Raw genomic sequence first — 17,812 nt, 5'->3', positions numbered from 1 at the left:
TCCTCAGCCCTTGATTTTCTTGAGTAGCTTTTCGCCGGTAGAGCTCATGTGCTCTTCGCGGGAGAGTCCGTTCAGCACTTGATCCTTGACATTGCGACCCGTCGGTCCCAAGGTGTCCGAATACCCCATCGCATCCAGTGCGTGATCGAAACGCTGTTCGTCGTTCCAGTCTTCCAATTCATGCGTCAAGGCGACCTCGCGTACTTTCATGCCTCCGATCAGCCACAGGCGCCCTGGATTCTTGTTGTACGCCTCAAGCAGTTCCTTCTCTTCAGCAGCAGACAGCTTTACCTTTCCGTCATTTCCGGTCTTGCCCGTCAAGACTTTTTCGGTCGACATCAATGCTTTTGCTGGAGCACTGGCCACTACAACGCGCCAAGGTACGTTGGGCAAAGGGGCTCCGAGTGGTCCCGCGGTATCAATGATCCTCAGGTCGAACTTGAAAGGCTTGTCGGAAGGCAGGGCGGACCGCGGGAAGTCGGGCAATTTATAGCTACCCCGTTCCGGGCCTGCGAGCTTTCTTTGCACCGCGTGATAAGTAATCTTCCCCGGGCATTCAAACGTGATATCCCCGTTCTGCAGCGTGATCGATGCACCTTGCGCAGTCGCAATTCGGATCTTCTTCTTCGCCGCAAACTCCACGGTCTTGTCCGTGCTCGCGATCTTCAGCGCATCCTTCGCCTGCACCCGAAGCTCATCGTGCTGCGCCTGAAAGTCCAGGTCATCGCTGCCCGCAATGATCGACAGGCCTGCTTCGGCATCCGCTTTCTGCGCACCAGCCAGCAGCCCGATGGCTTGACCGCTGTGCACCCTCAACACATCCGCCAGCGCAAGGTTGATATCTCCACCGCTGGCCAACGTCGCAGTCTCGCCCGCCACCATCTGCAACTGCTGCCCCGCCACCATCGCAAGTCCGCCGCGCGCAGCCAGTGCAACAACCGCATCGGTCGTATGCGGCACCTTGCCCTCGCCGGTTGCGATGGACTTGTCAGATGCATCCGAGTAAGCCGCCTCCAGCGTATCGCCCGTCACCATGCCACTCGCCGTGTGCAGCATCGCTGCATACGGCGCACGCTCCTTGTCGAGCTGCGAAACATTGGCTTTGTCGGCGCCGATATGCCCGGCCAGCTGCACGGTTTCGTGCTTCATTGCGGCCTCGCTCAGCGCCTGCCCCAACTGCTGCACCTGCTTGAGCAGTGCCATGCCAGGGGCGAAGTCGCCCACAGGCTCAAGCTGCTTCCCACCCGCCCCGTGGTACGTGCTCAACAGCACACCCTTGCCACCACGCAACGCCGCATAGCCATCGGTCCGAAGCTCCAACCCCTGTCCCCGAAAGCTGCCGCGGAAGTTGTCGGCCTGATGAATCAGGTGCCCCAGGTTCAACTGGCTGTGTGCGGTGCTCGCATGCAGTTGCACGCGCAGTTGCTGGTTCGAATCATCGAACACCAACTGGCTGAACCCTTCACCGCCGAACTCCTTCGTCTTGAAGCCGCTTAGCGCAGCCGCATTGCGATGCCCCTTGTCGTCCGCGCTTGATCCATGCCAGGCCGGCGCGTGTCCGGCAGCGAGATTGGCCTGCGCACTCGGCGATCCGTTGCGCGCCTGCGCAAACACATCGGCTTCCTGGCCTTGGCCCGAGCGTTCCTGGCTGCGCGATGCACCCCCAGGCGTAGGCTCGATGCCGCCATCGCCGCGCCCGTTGTACAGCGCACCGACGATCACCGGCTGGTCGACATCGAGGTCGACGAACTTCACCAGCACTTCCTGCCCGATGCGCGGCAGCCATTGCCAGCCCATGCCGGGACCCGCCTGGCGCTGCGCCACGCGAATCCATCGCGTGCTGCGGTTGTCCTGTGCGTCGCCACTGCCGTTGTCGGTTGTGTTGTTCTGCCAGTGGAATCGCACGCGCACATCGCCGCGGTCATTGCAGTACAGCTCGTCCGCGCCGTTCGGCGATGTCTCCCCCGAGGGGCCGACCACGATGGCGCTGTGCACACCGCTGGCCGTGGGTTTCGCATGGAGCCGCGCACCATCGGCGGCCGCGAGCACGGGCCGCCATGGACGATCCACATGCACGGCCGAGAAGCTGTTGGCGTAGCCCAGCGTCTTCGCCGCAGCGAGGCTTTGCGCCTGCGGGCGAACATCGTTCACGTCGTCGTGCGGACCCGTGCCCGTTGGCACCAGCCCGAACACATCGTCTTCGGCGATGACCGATGCACAAGGCCTGTCGAACACAAGGTGCTCCGACAGATCGCCCAACTGCGCGGCAATCGATGCCGCCGTGTCCTTCGGAAGGTTGTTGATGCCCACATGCTCGACGGTGTCCAGCAGCAGCGCGGGCTTGGCCTGCAAACCAAGCGCAGGCGCGTCGTCGACTTCGATGCGCGTGCCCGCGCGCAGCGTGCGCACGGTGCTGTGGCCGAGCATCACGTCGGCGCGGCATTCGGCCGCTTCCATCATCAGGCCGGCATAGCGTTCGAGCGTGCGGTTGCTGTCCCAGCCGCGGCTGCGGTCATTGAGGCCGAGCACGTCGTCGTACTCGATGCGCGGAGCGTTCTTGCCGCCCACTGCAAATCGCGCGGCGGCACTGCCCGTCAACTGGCGCTTGCCATCGACGTTCCACGCGCTCAGATGCACCTGCGCCACCGACTGCCGCATGCGGCGCACCAGCGCCTGCACGGCATCGCTGCGCTCCTGCGAACTCTTGCGATGAAAGCGAATGGGCGATCCGGGGTCCGCAGGCTGCGCATCGTTCGCCGAGAAGATCACGAGCTTGTGCCCCAGGGGCGCCTTCTCGTCTTCCTCGATGCGCCAAGCCAGTCCCTCTTCGGTCAGCAGGCGCGAGAAGAAATCGAAGTCGCTCTCGCGGTATTGCGTGCAGTAGGTGCGAACGGGCGCGTCGGCGAGAAAGCCGCTCACCTCGGAAGAGAAAGCCCAGCTGCCCGCATCGGCATACGGCGCAAGCACGCGTTCGATGATGTCGGCCACCGAGCGTTGCTGGAACACCTGGCTGCGCCCTTGCTGCGTGGCCAGCCAGATCCACGGCACGAGCGTGAGTCGGTAGCGCGCAAGGCCGCCGTCGGAGCCGAGCGACTCCACCGCGCGGATCAGGCCGGTGCGTTTGCCGGCCGAGCCGTTGGCGAGCACGGTGACCAGCGTAAGAGGCTGATCGATCATCGAGGAGAGCGCGAGGTCGGCGCGCAGGCTCAGGCAGACGATGCGCATCTCGAACGGCTGCGACACGGCCTCGCGCTGCACCCAGCCTTCGACGCGCAGGGCGTCGATGCTGGCGTTCGTTTTTGATGAAGCGCCTGGAACCTCGAGACGGTAGAGCCGATTGGTCTGGCTGAGCTCGGCCCAGAGCGCGCTGCGGTCAGCGGATGGCATCGTGATTCGCGTCGGCACGGGGGCTCATGGTTTGCATCGCTGGCCGGACTTGCAATCTGCCGCGACCTCGGCCAGCGCCGAAGGCTGTGGCGCGGGGTCCGGTGCCTTGCTGCGCCTGAGCAGGGCGGTCAGCAGATCGGTGTCGGGGTCGGGCTTGTTGGGACGCGATGTCGCCTGCGCGGCGTCGTTGGCGCGCCGCGGCGTCTTCGATGTGTTGGCGACCGTCTTCACGGGCTTGCCGTTGGCCGCAAGCGCAGGCTGCTTCGACGAAGCGACATTCACCGGCTTCTTTGCCGCCGCAACGGTGCTCGTCGTCTTTCCTGTGTGCGATGGCTTCGCGGCCGCGACGCGCGCCGACTTGCCCGCGGGCGGCACGACCATGGGCTGCGCGCCGATTGCTGCAAACGGCGTGGATTGCTGCTGCTGTTGGGAAGGCGAGGCCGTGTCGCCCTCGACGATGCGCGCGGTTGCCGGTTCGGGTGCAGCGGGTACAGCTGCGCTGGCAGGTGCGGGTGTCTCGGGCGCCGCTGGTGCAGCCTCGACGGCCGGTGCAGGTTTCGCTGGCGCAGCCGCCGCGATGTTGACCGATGCATCGGCGCGTTTCGATTGCATCTGGTAGGTCGTGGCACCCGCAACACCGATCAGCAGCGCGAGAGAAGCCCACACGCTCGGTCGCTTGAAGAAGGACGGCGCACTGCTCTCGCGGCCGCCGAGCTGTGCGAGCACGCGCGTGGATTCCGCGTTGGTTGTTGTCGCAGACGATGCGTCTGCGGCGGGAGTGCTCGAACCGAGCAGGCTCGGCCGTCCCTTGTTGTCGTCTGGCGCGCCCATCATGAATGGGTGGTCCCGAAAGCAGGCATGTTTTTTCTCCCCGCGGCTTATGGTGTGACCGACGCAACGTTGCAACTTGGATGCAGTTGTTGCGTGCGAGTGGTTCGAAGTGTTGTGCGACTCATACAATGAATTGCACTCTCCGAACACCGTTGATCTTCTTTGCTCTCTTTTGTTATTTTGCCTTGATGGTGGCCGCGCTTGCCATCTTCTTGTTCCCTTCTTTTCGTGAGCGTGTGTTGCGAGCCACGATCAATTTGTCGACTGCAACTGCAGTCTTTTTCATCAAGATTGGCCATCGATTCGGCCTGGTGTCCGAAGCAAGTTTTCAGTTGGTGCGCGATGGTGGATCGGGCGTGCGTACTTTTGCCGTACGTCATCGCTATCTGTTGTTGTCGGGCATGGGCCTGCTCATCGTTCCGGTGGTGTTGAGCGTGGCCTTCGGGACCGGCCGCGTCCTGTTCTTCGATGACTGGGCCACGACGAGCGATCCGAAAATCGAGGCGCTGTTGAAGGGCGAGCAGCTCGTGCCGCCGCCGGCGCTGCCCCCTGAAATCTTCGCAACGGCAGAGGTGGAACAGGTCCGTCCGCTCACCAAGGAAGGCAGCCGCGACTGGGCTGTGCTCGATGCGGATTTCCGCAATCGCCTGTTGCTGGTCTACAAGATCATGAAAGAGAAACATGGCTACGACCTCGCGTTGCTCGAGGGTTATCGCAGTCCCGAACGGCAGGCCAAACTCGCCGCGTTGGGCAACACGGTGACGCTCGCCAAGGCGAATCAAAGCTATCATCAATATGGACTTGCGGCAGACAATGCGTTCTTTCGCAATGGCAAGCTGGTGATCTCGGAAAGAGACCCGTGGGCCATGGAGGGCTACCGTCTTTATGGCGAAGTGGCTGAGTCCGTGGGGCTTGTGTGGGGTGGTCGTTGGTCCTCGATCAAGGACTACGGTCACGTGGAGTACCGCAAGCCCGGTTTCAAATTGCCACGCGACTGAATGCCGCAACGGCATGCGTCGCATCGACAAACCAACGAGGCAAGCAAGGGGGAGTTCGAATGGAAGAGGATCAACCCGCAGCGGACAACGATCGTCCGTGGATCGTCCTGCACGACAAGACAGACCACGGCGGCATCGTGATCACCGCGTCCGAGAACACGAGCATCGACGAGCGTCGCGTGGCTCGCATCGGCGACCTCGTGTCCTGCCCGCGGCCCGGCCACGGCATCAACCCCATCGTGACCGGCAGCCGCTACGTCACGCTCGACGGCCGGCGCGTTGCGCGGCACGGCGACAAGGCCCGGTGCGGCTGCACGCTGCTGTCCAGCCAGATCGCTTCCGCGTCCGAATGACAAAGGCCATCCGATCGGCCGCACGCAAGGCATGCGGCACGACAGCCGCGTGTGCCGTCGCATGACGAAGGCATCGACGAACTCCTGATGCTGGCGCGACTGGTCAAGCCCACCCTCATGTTCTCCGCCGTGTTCATCACGGTGTGGGTGATCGTGGTCGTCTATTGGAGCTACACGGCGCGCATGCCGAGCACGAGCGACATCGCGCTCTACCTCGTCGTGCTGCCGCTGGCGCTGGTGGTGTTCTATCTTTTGCTGCGACGCATCTTCACCGGGGCACCGCCTTCCGCTGCATTGCCTTCGGTTGCGCGCGGTGCATCCGCTGCAACTGGTGGTGCCGCATCGACAGGGGCAACAGCCGACGTGCAGCAAGAACGCCTGCAGATGTCGGTGCTCGCATTCGCTCTTCACACGCCGCGCGGCAACGATGCCGACGCGGTGGCTACCGCCGTCGGCCAGGCGCAAGCGCCCGAGCTGGTGCCGGAACTGCGGGACGGCGAAGGCTTTCCCCTGCTCGCAGGCTGTGTCGCCGGCCTCGATGCGAACGAACTCCGCGAACACCTGCGCGAATCGCTGCGGCCCGCGCCGGAGGCCTTCGATGCCGACGCGCTGGCCGACGACAGGCTGCGCGCCATCCACCTGATGTCCGACGTGCTGCAGGAGTTGCTGGCTTCGGCGACCGACGCGTTGTTGAATGCCGGCGACGCGCTCTCGGTGCGCGCGCCCGGGCGTTTCGTGTCGAGCGGCGCGATCGTTCCTGGCTCTGCGACTGCGCCCCAGTTGTGCATCTCGCTGCTGTTGCCGGGCGCATGGAGCGAGAGTGAACGTGCGATCACCACGCAATGGGTGCAGCAATTGGCGCGCGAAGCCGACCCTTCGCAAGACTGGACCGTCGACTGCTTCAAGAGCGAGGCTGGCGTCTCCGCGATGGCGCTGCTCGATCGCATCAACCTCTCGCTCCACCGCGAACAGCGACCCGCATTGTGGATGGCGCTGGCCGCCGACTCCGCGATTTCCAGCGAGTGCATCGCCCGCTGGGAAGCCGAAGGCCTGCTTCATTCCGCTGCGCGCCGCAACGGTCGCGTGCCCGGCGAAGCGGCCGCGGGCCTGCTGCTCGCGCGCGCTGGCGATGCGCTGTTCGCGCAACCCCACGGCGTGCTGCTCTCGCGCAGCGCGACCGGCCAGCGTGACGAATCCGCCGACACCGCGCGCACGCCCGACGCGAGCCTGCTCGACCTATTTGCCCAGCGCCTGCTGTCGGCGTCGGCGCTGCAGCCTGACACCATCGACTGGGTCGTGAGCGATGCCGATCACCGCACGAGCCGCGTCACCGAAGTGGCGAAGCTCGTGCAGGAGCGGCTGCCGCACCTGCCTTTCGAAAACAACCTTTCCGTCTGCGCGAGCCTGGGCTATCTCGGGGCCGCGGCCGACATGACTGCCGTGGCACTCGCGTGTCACCTTGCCGTGCGAGATTCACGGCATGTGCTCGCGCTTTCCGTGCAGGACGCGCGCGCCCGGACAGCCATGCTGGCCGGCCCCGCGAGCCCTGTGCCACAAGCTACCTAACCGGACCGATTCCAGAAACATCTATGCGGCGATTCTTCAGTTTCCTGGCCGATCCGCGCACCCTCTCGGTGATCGGCGCCATCGCGCTCGGCGCGTTCCTCCTGATCGGTGCGCAGACGCTCGAGATCGGCGCGATCTGGGCGGTCGGCATCTTCGTCGTGCTGCTGCTCCTGTGGCTGCTCGTGTGGTTCATCCGGCGCATGCGCACCCGCTCGGCCAACCGCAAGCTCGGCGACATGCTCGAAGACCAGGCCGACGCCGCCGTGCGCGACAGCGACCCCGAGCGCAAGGCCGAGATCGACGAACTGCGCGGGCGCATGGTCGAGGCGGTCAAGACCATCAAGACCTCCAAGATCGGGCAGATGTCGGGCAGCGAGGCGCTGTACGAACTGCCCTGGTACATGGTCATCGGCAATCCGGCGGCGGGCAAGAGCAGCGCCATCCTGAATTCGGGCCTGCAGTTCCCGTTCGCCGACAAGGGCAACGCGGTGATCCAGGGCATCGGCGGCACGCGCAACTGCGACTGGTTCTTCACCACCGAAGGCATCGTGCTCGACACTGCGGGCCGTTATTCCATTCACCAGGAAGACCGCAAGGAGTGGTTCGGCTTTCTCGACCTGCTCAAGAAGTACCGGCCGAAGGCGCCGATCAACGGGATCATCATCACGGCGAGCATTCCCGAGCTGATCGGCAGCCGGCCCGACTTCGCGATCCAGCTCGCGAAGAATCTGCGCCAGCGCATGCAGGAGCTGACCGAGCGGCTCGAGGTGTTCGCGCCGGTCTACGTGATGTTCACCAAGGCCGACCTGATCACCGGCTTTGCGGAGTTTTTCGGCGACAGCGACAAGATGGAGCGCGACCGCGTGTGGGGCGCATCGCTGCCTTACGACGGCGACGAGAAGCAGGACGCCGTCGCCCTGTTCGACAAGCGTTTCGACGAGCTCTACCTGGGCCTGAAGGAAATCAGCGTCTCGCATTTCGCGAGCCACCGCGGCAGCGACCCGTCGCCCGAACTCCTGATCTTTCCGCTCGAATTCGCGGCCATCAAGCCCGCGCTGCGCGCCTTCCTGGCCACGTTGTTCGAGAGCAACCCGTTCCAGCACAAGCCGGTGTTCCGCGGCTTCTACTTCACCAGCGCATTGCAAGAGGGCACGATGCGCAGCCTCTCGACCGAGCGCATCGCCAAGCGCTTCGGGCTCACGCTGAACAACGCGGCCACCAAGTCCAAGGAGATCTATTCGCAGAACGGATTCTTCCTGCGCGACCTGTTCTCCAAGGTGATCTTTGCCGACAAGAAGACGGTGCGGCAGTTCTCCAGCCCGGTGAAGGCGCGCGTGCGCTACGTGAGTTTCTTCGCCTTCGTCGCCGTGCTGGGGCTTTTGCTCGGCGGGTGGACCTGGTCGTACCTGGGCAACCGGCAACTGGTGGAGAACGTGCAGGCCGACCTCGACAAGGTGGTCAAGCTGCAGGCCAGCGACAACGGGCTGCGCACGCGCTTCGAGGCGCTGGGCATCCTGCAGGACCGCATCGAGCAGCTCGAGAAATTCCGCAACGACCGGCCGCTGTCGCTCTCGCTCGGCCTCTACCAGGGCAACCAGCTCGAAGACAAGCTCGTTGCCGAGTACTACGGCGGCGTCAAGCAGCTGATGCTCGCGCCGGTATCCGACAACCTGCAAGCGTTCCTGCGCGAGGTCAACGCGCATCCGGAGCGCCTGAAGCGTGCCGATGCCGCGGGCAATCCGGCCGCGCCGGTCGCGGTCTCGGCCGCCACGCCGGCGGCGCCGCCGGCCGCGGAGAGCGGTGGCCTGTATGCGGGCTCGTCGCCGGCCGATGTGCAGGACGCCTACAACGCGCTCAAGACGTACCTCATGATGTCCGACAAGCGGCAGGTGGAGACCGCGCACCTGAGCGACCAGATCTCGCGCTTCTGGCGCGGCTGGCTCGAGAGCAACCGCGGCGACATGCCGCGCGCCGCGGTCATTCGCGATGCCGAGCGCATGATCACCTTCTACCTGCGCCGCGTGGGCGACGACAACTGGCCCGCGCTGGCCGACACCAACCTCGCATTGGTCGAGCAGACGCGCGACAACCTGCGCCGCGTGGTGCGCGGCATGCCGGCGCGTGAGCGGGTCTATGCCGAGATCAAGGCACGCGCATCGACGCGCTTCGCACCGATGACGGTGGCGCGCATCCTGGGTGCGACGGCCGGCGCCGAGAGCGAAGGCACCATCGCCGGCAGCGTCGCCATCTCGGGTGCGTTCACGCGCGAAGCCTGGCAGCAGTACGTGGACGATGCGATCCGCGATGCCGCCAACAAGGAAACATCGAGCAAGGACTGGGTGCTCAACGTCGCGGGCAACGACGACCTGACGCTCGAAGGCAGCCCCGAGCAGATCCGCAAGACGCTGGCCACCATGTACAAGCTGGAGTACGCCAAGGAGTGGCAGCGCTTCCTGCAGGGCATCGCGGTCAAGGACATGGGCAGCTTCGAGCAGGCCGTGGTGGCGATGAACCTCTTGGGCGATCCGCAGAACTCGCCGATCCGCAAGGTCTTCGACACCGTCTACGACCAGACCTCGTGGGACAACCCCTCGCTGGTCAACGCGGGCCTGCAGCAGGCGCGCACCGGGGCGCTCAACTGGTTCAAGAACCTCTTCAGCCGCGCCACGCCGTCGCAGGTCAACGTGAACATCGATGCGAGCGGCAACCGCACCGAAATTCCGATGGGCCCGATCGGCCGGGAGTTCGCGGGCGTTGCGCGCCTGGTGGTCGAGCGCGACAACACTTCGCTCCTGCGCGGCTACCTCGCCACGCTGTCGAAGCTGCGCGGCCGCTTCAACCAGATCAAGAACCAGGGCGACCCCGGACCGGGTGCGCGCCAGCTCATGCAGCAGACGCTGGAGGGCAACGGCTCCGAATTGGCCGATGCGCTCAAGTACGTCGACGAGCAGATGCTCACGGGTATGGACGCGTCGCAGCGCCAAGCCCTGCGGCCCCTGCTGGTGCGGCCGCTCCTGCAGGCCTATGCGGTGACGATCCAGCCGACGGCGGTGGAGGTCAACAAGATCTGGAGCGCGCAGGTCCACCAGCCGTTCCAGCAGTCGCTCGCGACCAAGTACCCGTTCGCCGCGGGCGCGAAGATCGAGGCCTCGCCGGCAGAGATCGCGCAGTTCTTCGGACCGGAAGGCGCCATCGGCAAGTTCGTGACGACGACGCTGGGCTCGCTGGTCATCCGCCGCGGCGATCTGCTCTCGCCGCGCGCCTGGGGCGACCAGGGCCTCACGCTGAGCCCCGATTTCGTGAACGGTTTCTCGCAATGGGTGGCGCCGCTTTCGGGCGCCGCGGCCGGCGGCGGCAGTGCCGCACAACCGCAGACGCTGTTCCAGATCCTGCCGCAGCCCGTGTCGGGCCTGACGGAGTACATGGTGGAAATCGACGGCCAGCAGCTGCGCTACCGGAACACGCCGCCGCAGTGGTCCAACTTCGTCTGGCCCAACGCACAGGGCTCGCCGGGCGCGCGGATCACGGCCGTCACCTTCGACGGGCGCACTGTCGAGCTGATCAACGAGCCGGGCAACTTCGGGCTGGAACGCCTGCTGAGCACGGCCCAGCGCACCAAGCTGCCCGACGGCAGCTTCGAGCTCACCTGGGCGCGCGACAACGCGAGCGTGACCGTCAAGCTGCGCGTGGTCCAGAACACGCAGAGCGGCCCGACCAACGATTCGCCGCAGGGCAAGGGGCTGCGCGGCACCGTGCTGCCGTCGTCGGTGGCTGAGATCGGCGTGCCCGCGGCATCGCGCGCAACGCCTGCGACAACGGCACCGGCACAGGGAGTCGGCAAATGAGCGCGTTGCAGACACAACAGCTGTGCTACTTCGGCAAGTTGCCCGGCCGCGGCGATTTCGTGAAGGGGCTCTACAACCCGCAGCTCATCAAGGTGTTCGACAACTGGCTGTCGCAGACCATGGAGATGCTGTCGGAAGACCCGCGCTGGAAGATCATCTACGACAACGCGGCGCCGATCCATTTCGTCTGCCTCGGCTCGCGCAGCCGCGTGGCCATCGCGGGGCACCTGAAGGCGAGCCGCGACGAGTCGTCGCGCCGCTATCCGTTCCTCGCGGCCACCTCGGTGGAAGTCGACGAGGCGCTTGACTTCATGCGCGGTGCGCCGATGCTGATCGGTCCCTACTGGGACCGCATTGCGGTGCAGGTCAACGCGCTCACCGAAGGCACCGACCTCGACAGCGAACTGAAGCGCTTCGAGGCGCTCGATCCGGCCATCGAGACGGGTTTCAAGAAGTCGGCCTCGCGCGCGGCCTATGCGGCCTTCACGCGCGACACGAGCTTGCTGCGCATCGAGCAGATGCTCAACTTCGACGGCCACAAGGTGTCGCTGCGCCGCGCCATCCTGGCGATGGGCCTCCTGCTGCAACCGGTGATGGCCAGCGCGGTGTCGCACCTCGAGAAAGGACTCACGCTGCCGCTGCCGCGCGATCCGGTCGACCGATCGCTGATCGCCACCTTCTGGCTCGAGCTGGTGTCGCAGTTCCTCGCCAAGGCCGATTTCGAGCTGGTGCTGATGGCCACCGAGATCGACGGCCGCTCGCGCCTGGTGATCGGCTTCAATGGCCTGTCGCCGCGCAGTCTGCAGAGCGTGTGGCATCCGCAGGTCTACACCGAGCACAACATCGACATCGACAACCCGGAGTGGGTCGAGGACACCATCCACAGCAACTACGCGATGTTCAAGCTGGTGAGCTACCTCGACCAGCCGCAGCTGCCGCTGGACATCGTGCTCACGGCTTTTCGCGAAGTCTTCATCGGGGAATGACACGGTCATGAAAAGTTATTTGCGCGTTCTGTCGCTGGCCCTGGGCCTCGCATTCGTCGGCGCCGTGCAGGCCCAGACGGCAGGCGCCCCCGGCGCCCTGGTCGAAACCACGCCCGCGGCCGCCGGCAAGGGTGAGCAGGTCGTGGCCGGCGGGCAGGTGCCCGACGAGGCCACGCGCGTCGCCGTCATCGAGGCGTTGCGCCGCATCTACGGCCCGAGCGGCGTCATCGACAAGATCGAGGTGGTGAACACCGTGAGCATGCCGGCCAACTGGGCAGCCAACGTGCAGCGTCTGATCACGCCCGCGCTCAAGGACATCCATCGCGGACAGTTCCAGATCGAGGGCACGCAGATGGCGCTGAGCGGCGAGGTCGGCAACGAGGCGCTGCGCCAGAAGATCGTGAGCGACATGGCCAATTCGCTCAACCCGACCTACACCATCAAGAACAGCCTGCGCGTGCCGGTGTCCGAGCAGATCACGGTCGACCAGGCGCTGGCCAACCGGACCATCGAGTTCGAACTGGGCAGCGCCACGCTCACGCGCAAGGGCCGCGACATCCTCGACGAGATGGCGCCGATCCTGCAGAAGCTCACGAACAAGTCGGTGGCGGTCATCGGCCACACCGACAACGCCGGCAGCCGGGCGTCGAACCTGGCGCTGAGCCAGTCGCGCGCCGAGGCGGTGAAGGGCTACCTGGTGGGCAAGGGGATCGATCCGATGACGCTCACGACCTCGGGCGTCGGCCCGGACCAGCCTGTGGCGAACAACGCGACCGACGAAGGGCGCTCCCGCAACCGGCGCATCGAGTTCCGCGTCGGGCGCACCTGACGATCAGGCGCTTGGCGACTCGCGTTCGCGGCTTGCTCAGCGCGACTCGTCGTCGCTCTTGGGCAGGTCGAGCAGGTCCACCAGCTGGGCCAGTTCCTGCTCGTTCTTGATCACGTTGCGCAGCCACGCATGCAGCGGCATGTCGGCCCAGCGCGCGGCCTTGTTCGCCATGTAGGCGGCGGGGCTCGAGGGCTCGGTCTTCTCGAAATACGCTGCCACTTCCTTGAGCTGGGCGATGGCCTGTGCGCGGCTGTGGATGCCGGGCGGCAGCGCGATGGGTGCCGCTGCCGGCGCGTGATGGTGCGGCACCACGGCATCGAACACCGGCTCGATGCGCGAGGGCGCGGGCGTACCGGTGGCCGGTGCCGCTGCAGCTGCCGTCGGTGCACCGCTGTCCATCGGCACGCCGGCTTCGCGCGCGAAGCGCTCGACCGTCTGGCGGATGGCCGCAGCCGCGTCCTTGGCGGCACGGAAGCTCGGGCCATTGGAAGCGGTGCGTTCGTCGAACACGGCCTCGAATTCGGCCAGCGCCTGTTCGCAGGCCTGCACATCGCGGTGTGTCTTCTGAAAGAACTTCGCCGGCGTGGCGCGGCGGATGCGGTCGAACTGCTCGACCGTCACCTTGTTGCGCTGCAGCTCGTCGGCCTGCGCGGGCGTGCGGCGGATGCTCTGGTCGAGCGCGAGTGCGGTCTCCCAGACCAGTGCGCCGTAGCCGGTGCTGGCGTCGCTCACGATCGGCGCGCGCTGCAGCAACTCGACCGAACGCCCGATCAGCCACGTGACGTTGCCCACGCGCATCTCGATGTCGCCGCCCTCGGGCAGCGGGTGCAGTTGGTCCCAGTACTGCCGGCACAGGCCGGTGAGCAGGCGGTAGCCGTCGGCCAGGCCCTCGAAGCCGCGCTGGCTGGCGGCCGCATCGGTGAGCCACACGGCCAGCCGCAGGTCCTTGGTGGATTCGCGCAGCAGCTTCTCGCACTCGGAAATCACGAAAGGCCAGTTGGCTTCCTTCAGCTCGATGACCCACTCGCCCTGTTCGAGCGACGGGTCATCGTGCTTGCGCGCCTCTTGAATGGCGTCGAACTGCCGCGAGAACAGCATGTCCTCGCCGCAGGGCGAGGCTTCCGAGATCGGGGCCAGCAGGGCCGGGAGGTCGAGCCGCGTCGTCATGGCAGCGAGATGGTCAGGTTGGCCTGGCGCGGGCCGAGCTTCACGATGTCCTGGTAGCTCGCGAGCGTGCCCTGCGTCGTGCTGCCCAGGTGCGCCGACAGGCCGATGAAGCCCAAGAGGCCGATCAACGCGAACAGCGCGGCCACCACCCATTGCGGCGCCTCGCGCTTGAGCGAGTGCGAGATCAGGTCGGGCAGCGGCCAGTGCGGCGCGAAGGGCGTGCGCTTGCCGCGGGCATTGGCGATCTCGTCGCCCACGCGCGCCGTGAGGTAGGCCAGCTTCTCGGTGCCATCGATGGCGTACTTGCCCTGGAAGCCCAGCAGCAGGCACATGTAGAACACCTCGAGCGTCTGGATGCGCGCGGCGCCGTGTGCCCGCTCGACCTCGAGCATGTTGAAGAAGTTCTCGCCGGCCAGCTGGTCGCCGAACAGCGTGAGCTGCAGCGGCCGGCGTTCCCACTCGGAGCGGATCGCGAACTCGGGCGCCGAGAGCACGAACTCGTCGATGGTCGCGCAGAAGGCGTACTTCGCTGCGTGGATCTGCTCGGCCGTCGCGTCGAGCTTGCGTGCATTGCGCTCGAACTCACCCAGGTAGTTGCGGATGCCGGCGAGGAACTGCTCGGTGGTGGCGGGTTGCTGCTTCTTCTTCAGCAGGAACAGCATCACGAAGCCGTCGTACAGCAGGTCGAGCAGGCTCGCGTCGGCGTCGGGGGCAGCGCCCGTCGGCGTGAACGACGCGGCGGGTGCGTCGGCGCCGAGCAGGGAGGGGGCCTTGTTGATGGTGGTGTTCATTGCGATCAGGGGATCAGCCGGTCACGGCAATCAGTTCGAGCTGCATGTCGGGGATGCCGGCCGGCGCATAGATGGTGACGCTCTGCGCCTGCAGCATGCGGTCGTACAGCTGGCTCTTGCTGTCGATGGAGAAATAGCAGGCGCCCGCGCGGATCGGAATGGCCGGCGGCACCTGCGGCGCGTAGACGATGCGCACGCCCGGCATGGCCGAAAGCACCAGCTTGTCGACGTCTTCGGGCGCGCCGATCTTGAAGCGCTGAGGCACCGCCTCTGCCAGTTCGGCGGCCGGCATGCTGGCGGTGACCGACATGTAGAACACCGTCTTCTCGTCGATCTTTCCGGAATCCAGGCGCCCGAGGTAGAAGGCGTTGCGCGTCTCGGTGAGCGCGATCGCGAAGTAGCGCGTCGAGATCACCGTGTCGAGCAGGTCGCGCACGATGCGGTCGAGCTCGGCGAAGGCGGGGCCCGGCTTCTCGTGGTCGTACACCGGCAGGTCGTTGAGCGAATAGGTCTTCGCGAAGGTCATCAGCGCGCCGGCCAGGCTCAGCAGTTCCTGGAACAGCCGCTCCGGATGCAGCGACGGGTGATGGAACAGGTGCGAGAGCGAGGCAAAGGCCGAGTTAGCCGTGTGCAGCAGCCAGAACGAGGCGATGTCGCCCGAGCGGAACTCGATGATGTTCTTGCTCGGCTCGCGGTGGATGCCGTAGAGCGAGTTGACCTTGGCCTGCAGCACGTCGAGCAGGCGGCGCAGTTGCTGGAAGATGGTGGCCGAGGCATCGATGGAGGTGCACGGCGGCACGAAGCTGCGGTCGATCTCGAAGCCGCCCGCGGCGGTGCGGCGGATGCGGATCACCGGGATCGACACGAACTGCTCGCGCGGCTCGGTGTCGGCCAGGAGCTTCACGCTCTTGCGCAGGAACACCACCTCGGCGCTCACCGCGTTCGTGTAGAGGTCGAGCGATTGCGTCGCGTCGCTCGTGTAGCGCGCGGCAAAGCCTTCTTCGTTGGGGTCGGTGTAGTTCTTGCCCAGTTCCTTCACCGGATGCAGCACCAGGTAGAAGGTGATCTCGTTCTGGCCCGGGTTGAGCGTGTCGAGCGAGATGGGCGGGGGCAGTGCGTCAGCCTGCGGCGCCGAGTAGGGCTCGCCATCAGGAAAGACCAGCGACAACTGCGAGGCGCGGAGCATGCCGCTCGCGAGCGCGTCCAGGTCGAAGCTGATGGAGCGCACGCCCCAGAAGTATGGATGCAGCGTCTGCGCCGTGGCACGCAGGCGCGCCTCGTGGTACGCGTCCTGGCGCTGGAAATGCTGGGGGCGTAGAAACAAGCCCTCTCCCCAGAGGACCTTGGCGGCATAGCTCACGTCGGATCAGCTCCCCTTGATTTTTCGGCAGTATCGCATCGTAGTTTGCTCGTGGACAAGCGCTGCGGGCGCATCAGGCACATCACGTCGGCGAGGGCCGGCATGTCACCGGGCCCAGCAGGTTGAGTGCGCTGCCGGTCGCGGCGCCGCCCTGTGCATTCTGCTGGCCGACCACCGCGCCCTGCGTCACGGTCAGCGCACAGGCGTGCGCGCCCATCACGATGCCGGTCTTTTCCGCATCCGCCGCGTTGAAGGCGAAGCGCCAGCGCTGTGCATCGGGCGAGTGGAACAACACCACCACGCCCACCGCGTTGGCTGTGCGCGGCACGGTCTCGGTCCAGGTGTATTGCTGGTCGGGAATCAGCGTGATCTCGCGGCTCTCGACGAGGTCGTCGCCCAGCTGCGTCTTGTCGCGTCCGGGGGTGACGAAGGCGTCGAATGACGACTGGTAGAACCCAGTGGTTTCCTTCAGCTTGTAGATGCGCACCACCACGGCGAGCGGGCGGTTGCGGCTGTCGGCGTTGAGGTTCTTGCCCGCGGCGATCGACATCGACACCTTGCGCGGCGGCTTTTGCGACTCGGGCAACTCGGGCTTCTTCAGGCCGCTGGCCTCCAGGGCGATGTTGGCGATCGTGAGGGCCGGGGAACTGCATCCGCCGAGCATCAGCGTCATCAGCAGCGCGCTAATTGTGACTGGTATTTTCATTAGGACTGCTGATGTAGCTGAATTCGATTGGTTGTCATTAGGCTTAAATATTTAGCCGTGCCGTTTCTGAATTAAGCAGTTTGGGTTACGTGACTTTAGTTATTCAAACGTAAACCAATATGTAGTATCGTGTATTGTCCATTGGCCGCAACCTCATCAATGAGTGCGACCGGCCAAAAAAAGTCAGATCCAAGCGGAGGGATTGTGTTGATTCGAAAGTACATGACTTACACGATGATTGCTGGTGCCATTGCAGCCACCAGCTTTCTGTCGGGTTGCACCACCACACCGGACGCTGCGGTGGCGCAGTCCGCAGATGCCTTCAACAAGAGCTTGGCCGATGCCGACGCCGCTGCAGCCGCAGCCACCGGCGACAAGTCCGCCGCCATCCGCCAGTACCAGAAGATCGCCACCGACAACCCGACCCGCGGCGAGCCGTGGTCGCGCATCGCGCAGATCTACTTCAATGAAGGCCGCTACAGCCTGGCCATCTCGTCCGCCGAGGAAACGCTGCGTCGCGATCCCTCCAGCCGTCAGGCCAAGAGCATCACCGCCGTGGGCGGCCTGCGTCTGGCGGCCCGTTCCATCGAGGACTTGGGCAAGGACAGCACCCTGAGCGGCGACGTCAATGCCGACGCCTACCGGCTCGCCGCGTTGCTGCGCGAAACCCTCGGCCTGTCCGTGCTGGTGCCGACCGGCTCCGACGCCAAGCCGACCGTGCGCCGCCCCGTGGCCACCAATCCGGCCCCCGCTGCGCCAGCCCCCTCGGCGTCGACGTCGACGCCGACTGCTTCGCAGCCCACCCCGGTCGCTGCCGCACGCCCGACACCTGCACCAGCGGCGCGTCCGGCGCCCGCACCTGCCGCTGCGCCGCGCGCGGGAGGAAGCGCCAATCCGTTCGACGCGCTCAAGTAAGTCTTTTGGCGCATTGAATTGTTTTTCGCAAAACCAAAGTATTAATTTAATTGTGTGCGTTCTCGCAATAAGACGCAC

The 17,812-nt window shown here is 65.5% G+C and carries 13 protein-coding genes; 7 read left to right on the top strand and 6 right to left on the bottom strand.

Features of this window, described 5'->3' with window-relative positions; translation table 11 throughout:
* Nucleotides 1-3 precede the first annotated feature (3 nt).
* Both GNX71_RS30895 and GNX71_RS30890 read right to left on the bottom strand, forming a co-directional pair.
* Nucleotides 4-3,387: a type VI secretion system Vgr family protein gene (locus GNX71_RS30895; protein WP_206175936.1), complete on the bottom strand. Its 3,384-nt coding sequence runs from the start codon at nucleotides 3,385-3,387 to the stop codon at nucleotides 4-6.
* A 24-nt stretch (nucleotides 3,388-3,411) separates the two neighbouring features.
* Entirely contained in the window at nucleotides 3,412-4,221 is an 810-nt protein-coding gene (locus GNX71_RS30890; protein WP_206175935.1) for a hypothetical protein, read from the bottom strand.
* A gap of 149 nt (nucleotides 4,222-4,370) precedes the next feature.
* Here GNX71_RS30890 and GNX71_RS30885 point away from each other — a divergent pair, with 149 nt between their 5' ends.
* Genes GNX71_RS30885 through GNX71_RS30860 form a run of 6 tightly spaced genes read left to right on the top strand, consistent with a single transcriptional unit; the run spans nucleotide 4,371 to nucleotide 12,795 of the window.
* Nucleotides 4,371-5,216: a M15 family metallopeptidase gene (locus GNX71_RS30885; protein WP_206175934.1), complete on the top strand. Its 846-nt coding sequence runs from the start codon at nucleotides 4,371-4,373 to the stop codon at nucleotides 5,214-5,216.
* A 59-nt stretch (nucleotides 5,217-5,275) separates the two neighbouring features.
* Entirely contained in the window at nucleotides 5,276-5,569 is a 294-nt protein-coding gene (locus tag GNX71_RS30880; RefSeq protein WP_206175933.1) for a PAAR domain-containing protein, read from the top strand.
* A 51-nt stretch (nucleotides 5,570-5,620) separates the two neighbouring features.
* A complete protein-coding gene (locus GNX71_RS30875; protein ID WP_206175932.1) occupies nucleotides 5,621-7,135 on the top strand; it encodes a hypothetical protein in 1,515 nt (504 codons plus the stop codon).
* A gap of 23 nt (nucleotides 7,136-7,158) precedes the next feature.
* Nucleotides 7,159-10,980 (top strand): type VI secretion system membrane subunit TssM, encoded by a 3,822-nt coding sequence (tssM, locus tag GNX71_RS30870; RefSeq protein WP_206175931.1) that lies wholly within the window; start codon nucleotides 7,159-7,161, stop codon nucleotides 10,978-10,980.
* Nucleotides 10,977-11,966 (top strand): type VI secretion system-associated protein TagF, encoded by a 990-nt coding sequence (tagF, locus tag GNX71_RS30865; protein ID WP_206175930.1) that lies wholly within the window; start codon nucleotides 10,977-10,979, stop codon nucleotides 11,964-11,966. Before tssM ends, tagF begins: the two co-directional genes overlap by 4 nt.
* Nucleotides 11,967-11,973: 7 nt before the next feature.
* A complete protein-coding gene (locus GNX71_RS30860) occupies nucleotides 11,974-12,795 on the top strand; it encodes an OmpA family protein (protein WP_206175929.1) in 822 nt (273 codons plus the stop codon).
* A gap of 36 nt (nucleotides 12,796-12,831) precedes the next feature.
* On the opposite strand, the gene tssA is transcribed toward GNX71_RS30860, so the two are convergent.
* The 4 genes from tssA to tssJ all read right to left on the bottom strand — a co-directional run bounded on the left by tssA (nucleotide 12,832) and on the right by tssJ (nucleotide 16,819).
* Entirely contained in the window at nucleotides 12,832-13,962 is a 1,131-nt protein-coding gene (gene tssA, locus GNX71_RS30855; protein WP_206175928.1) for a type VI secretion system protein TssA, read from the bottom strand.
* On the bottom strand, nucleotides 13,959-14,741 hold the full coding sequence (gene icmH, locus GNX71_RS30850) for a type IVB secretion system protein IcmH/DotU (RefSeq protein WP_206179785.1): 783 nt from the start codon (nucleotides 14,739-14,741) through the stop codon (nucleotides 13,959-13,961). The genes tssA and icmH overlap by 4 nt, the downstream gene beginning before the upstream one ends.
* 25 nt (nucleotides 14,742-14,766) lie before the next feature.
* Nucleotides 14,767-16,113: a type VI secretion system baseplate subunit TssK gene (tssK, locus tag GNX71_RS30845; RefSeq protein WP_176661955.1), complete on the bottom strand. Its 1,347-nt coding sequence runs from the start codon at nucleotides 16,111-16,113 to the stop codon at nucleotides 14,767-14,769.
* A gap of 82 nt (nucleotides 16,114-16,195) precedes the next feature.
* The gene (gene tssJ / locus GNX71_RS30840) at nucleotides 16,196-16,819 is read right to left on the bottom strand and encodes a type VI secretion system lipoprotein TssJ (RefSeq protein ID WP_206175927.1); all 624 of its coding nucleotides are present in this window, start codon (nucleotides 16,817-16,819) and stop codon (nucleotides 16,196-16,198) included.
* Between the two features lie 222 nt (nucleotides 16,820-17,041).
* Between tssJ and GNX71_RS30835 the strand changes: the two genes are divergently transcribed.
* Entirely contained in the window at nucleotides 17,042-17,734 is a 693-nt protein-coding gene (locus tag GNX71_RS30835; protein ID WP_241027094.1) for a hypothetical protein, read from the top strand.
* Nucleotides 17,735-17,812: the final 78 nt, after the last annotated feature.

This window comes from Variovorax sp. RKNM96 (assembly GCF_017161115.1).
Taxonomy (GTDB): Bacteria; Pseudomonadota; Gammaproteobacteria; order Burkholderiales; family Burkholderiaceae_C; genus Variovorax.
The sequence above is the reverse complement of the archived record's forward strand: the minus strand, read 5'-3'. Positions and strand labels throughout refer to the sequence as shown.

Bases quoted from the DNA above. Each gene is read 5' to 3' on its own strand.
- tssJ (WP_206175927.1), bottom strand. From the start codon at position 16,819: ATGAAAATACCAGTCACAATTAGCGCGCTGCTGATGACGCTGATGCTC.
- GNX71_RS30890 (WP_206175935.1), bottom strand. From the start codon at position 4,221: ATGATGGGCGCGCCAGACGACAACAAGGGACGGCCGAGCCTGCTCGGT.
- GNX71_RS30895 (WP_206175936.1), bottom strand. From the start codon at position 3,387: ATGCCATCCGCTGACCGCAGCGCGCTCTGGGCCGAGCTCAGCCAGACC.
- tagF (WP_206175930.1), top strand. From the start codon at position 10,977: ATGAGCGCGTTGCAGACACAACAGCTGTGCTACTTCGGCAAGTTGCCC.
- GNX71_RS30860 (WP_206175929.1), top strand. From the start codon at position 11,974: ATGAAAAGTTATTTGCGCGTTCTGTCGCTGGCCCTGGGCCTCGCATTC.
- tssA (WP_206175928.1), bottom strand. From the start codon at position 13,962: ATGACGACGCGGCTCGACCTCCCGGCCCTGCTGGCCCCGATCTCGGAA.
- GNX71_RS30880 (WP_206175933.1), top strand. From the start codon at position 5,276: ATGGAAGAGGATCAACCCGCAGCGGACAACGATCGTCCGTGGATCGTC.
- tssM (WP_206175931.1), top strand. From the start codon at position 7,159: ATGCGGCGATTCTTCAGTTTCCTGGCCGATCCGCGCACCCTCTCGGTG.
- GNX71_RS30835 (WP_241027094.1), top strand. From the start codon at position 17,042: ATGACTTACACGATGATTGCTGGTGCCATTGCAGCCACCAGCTTTCTG.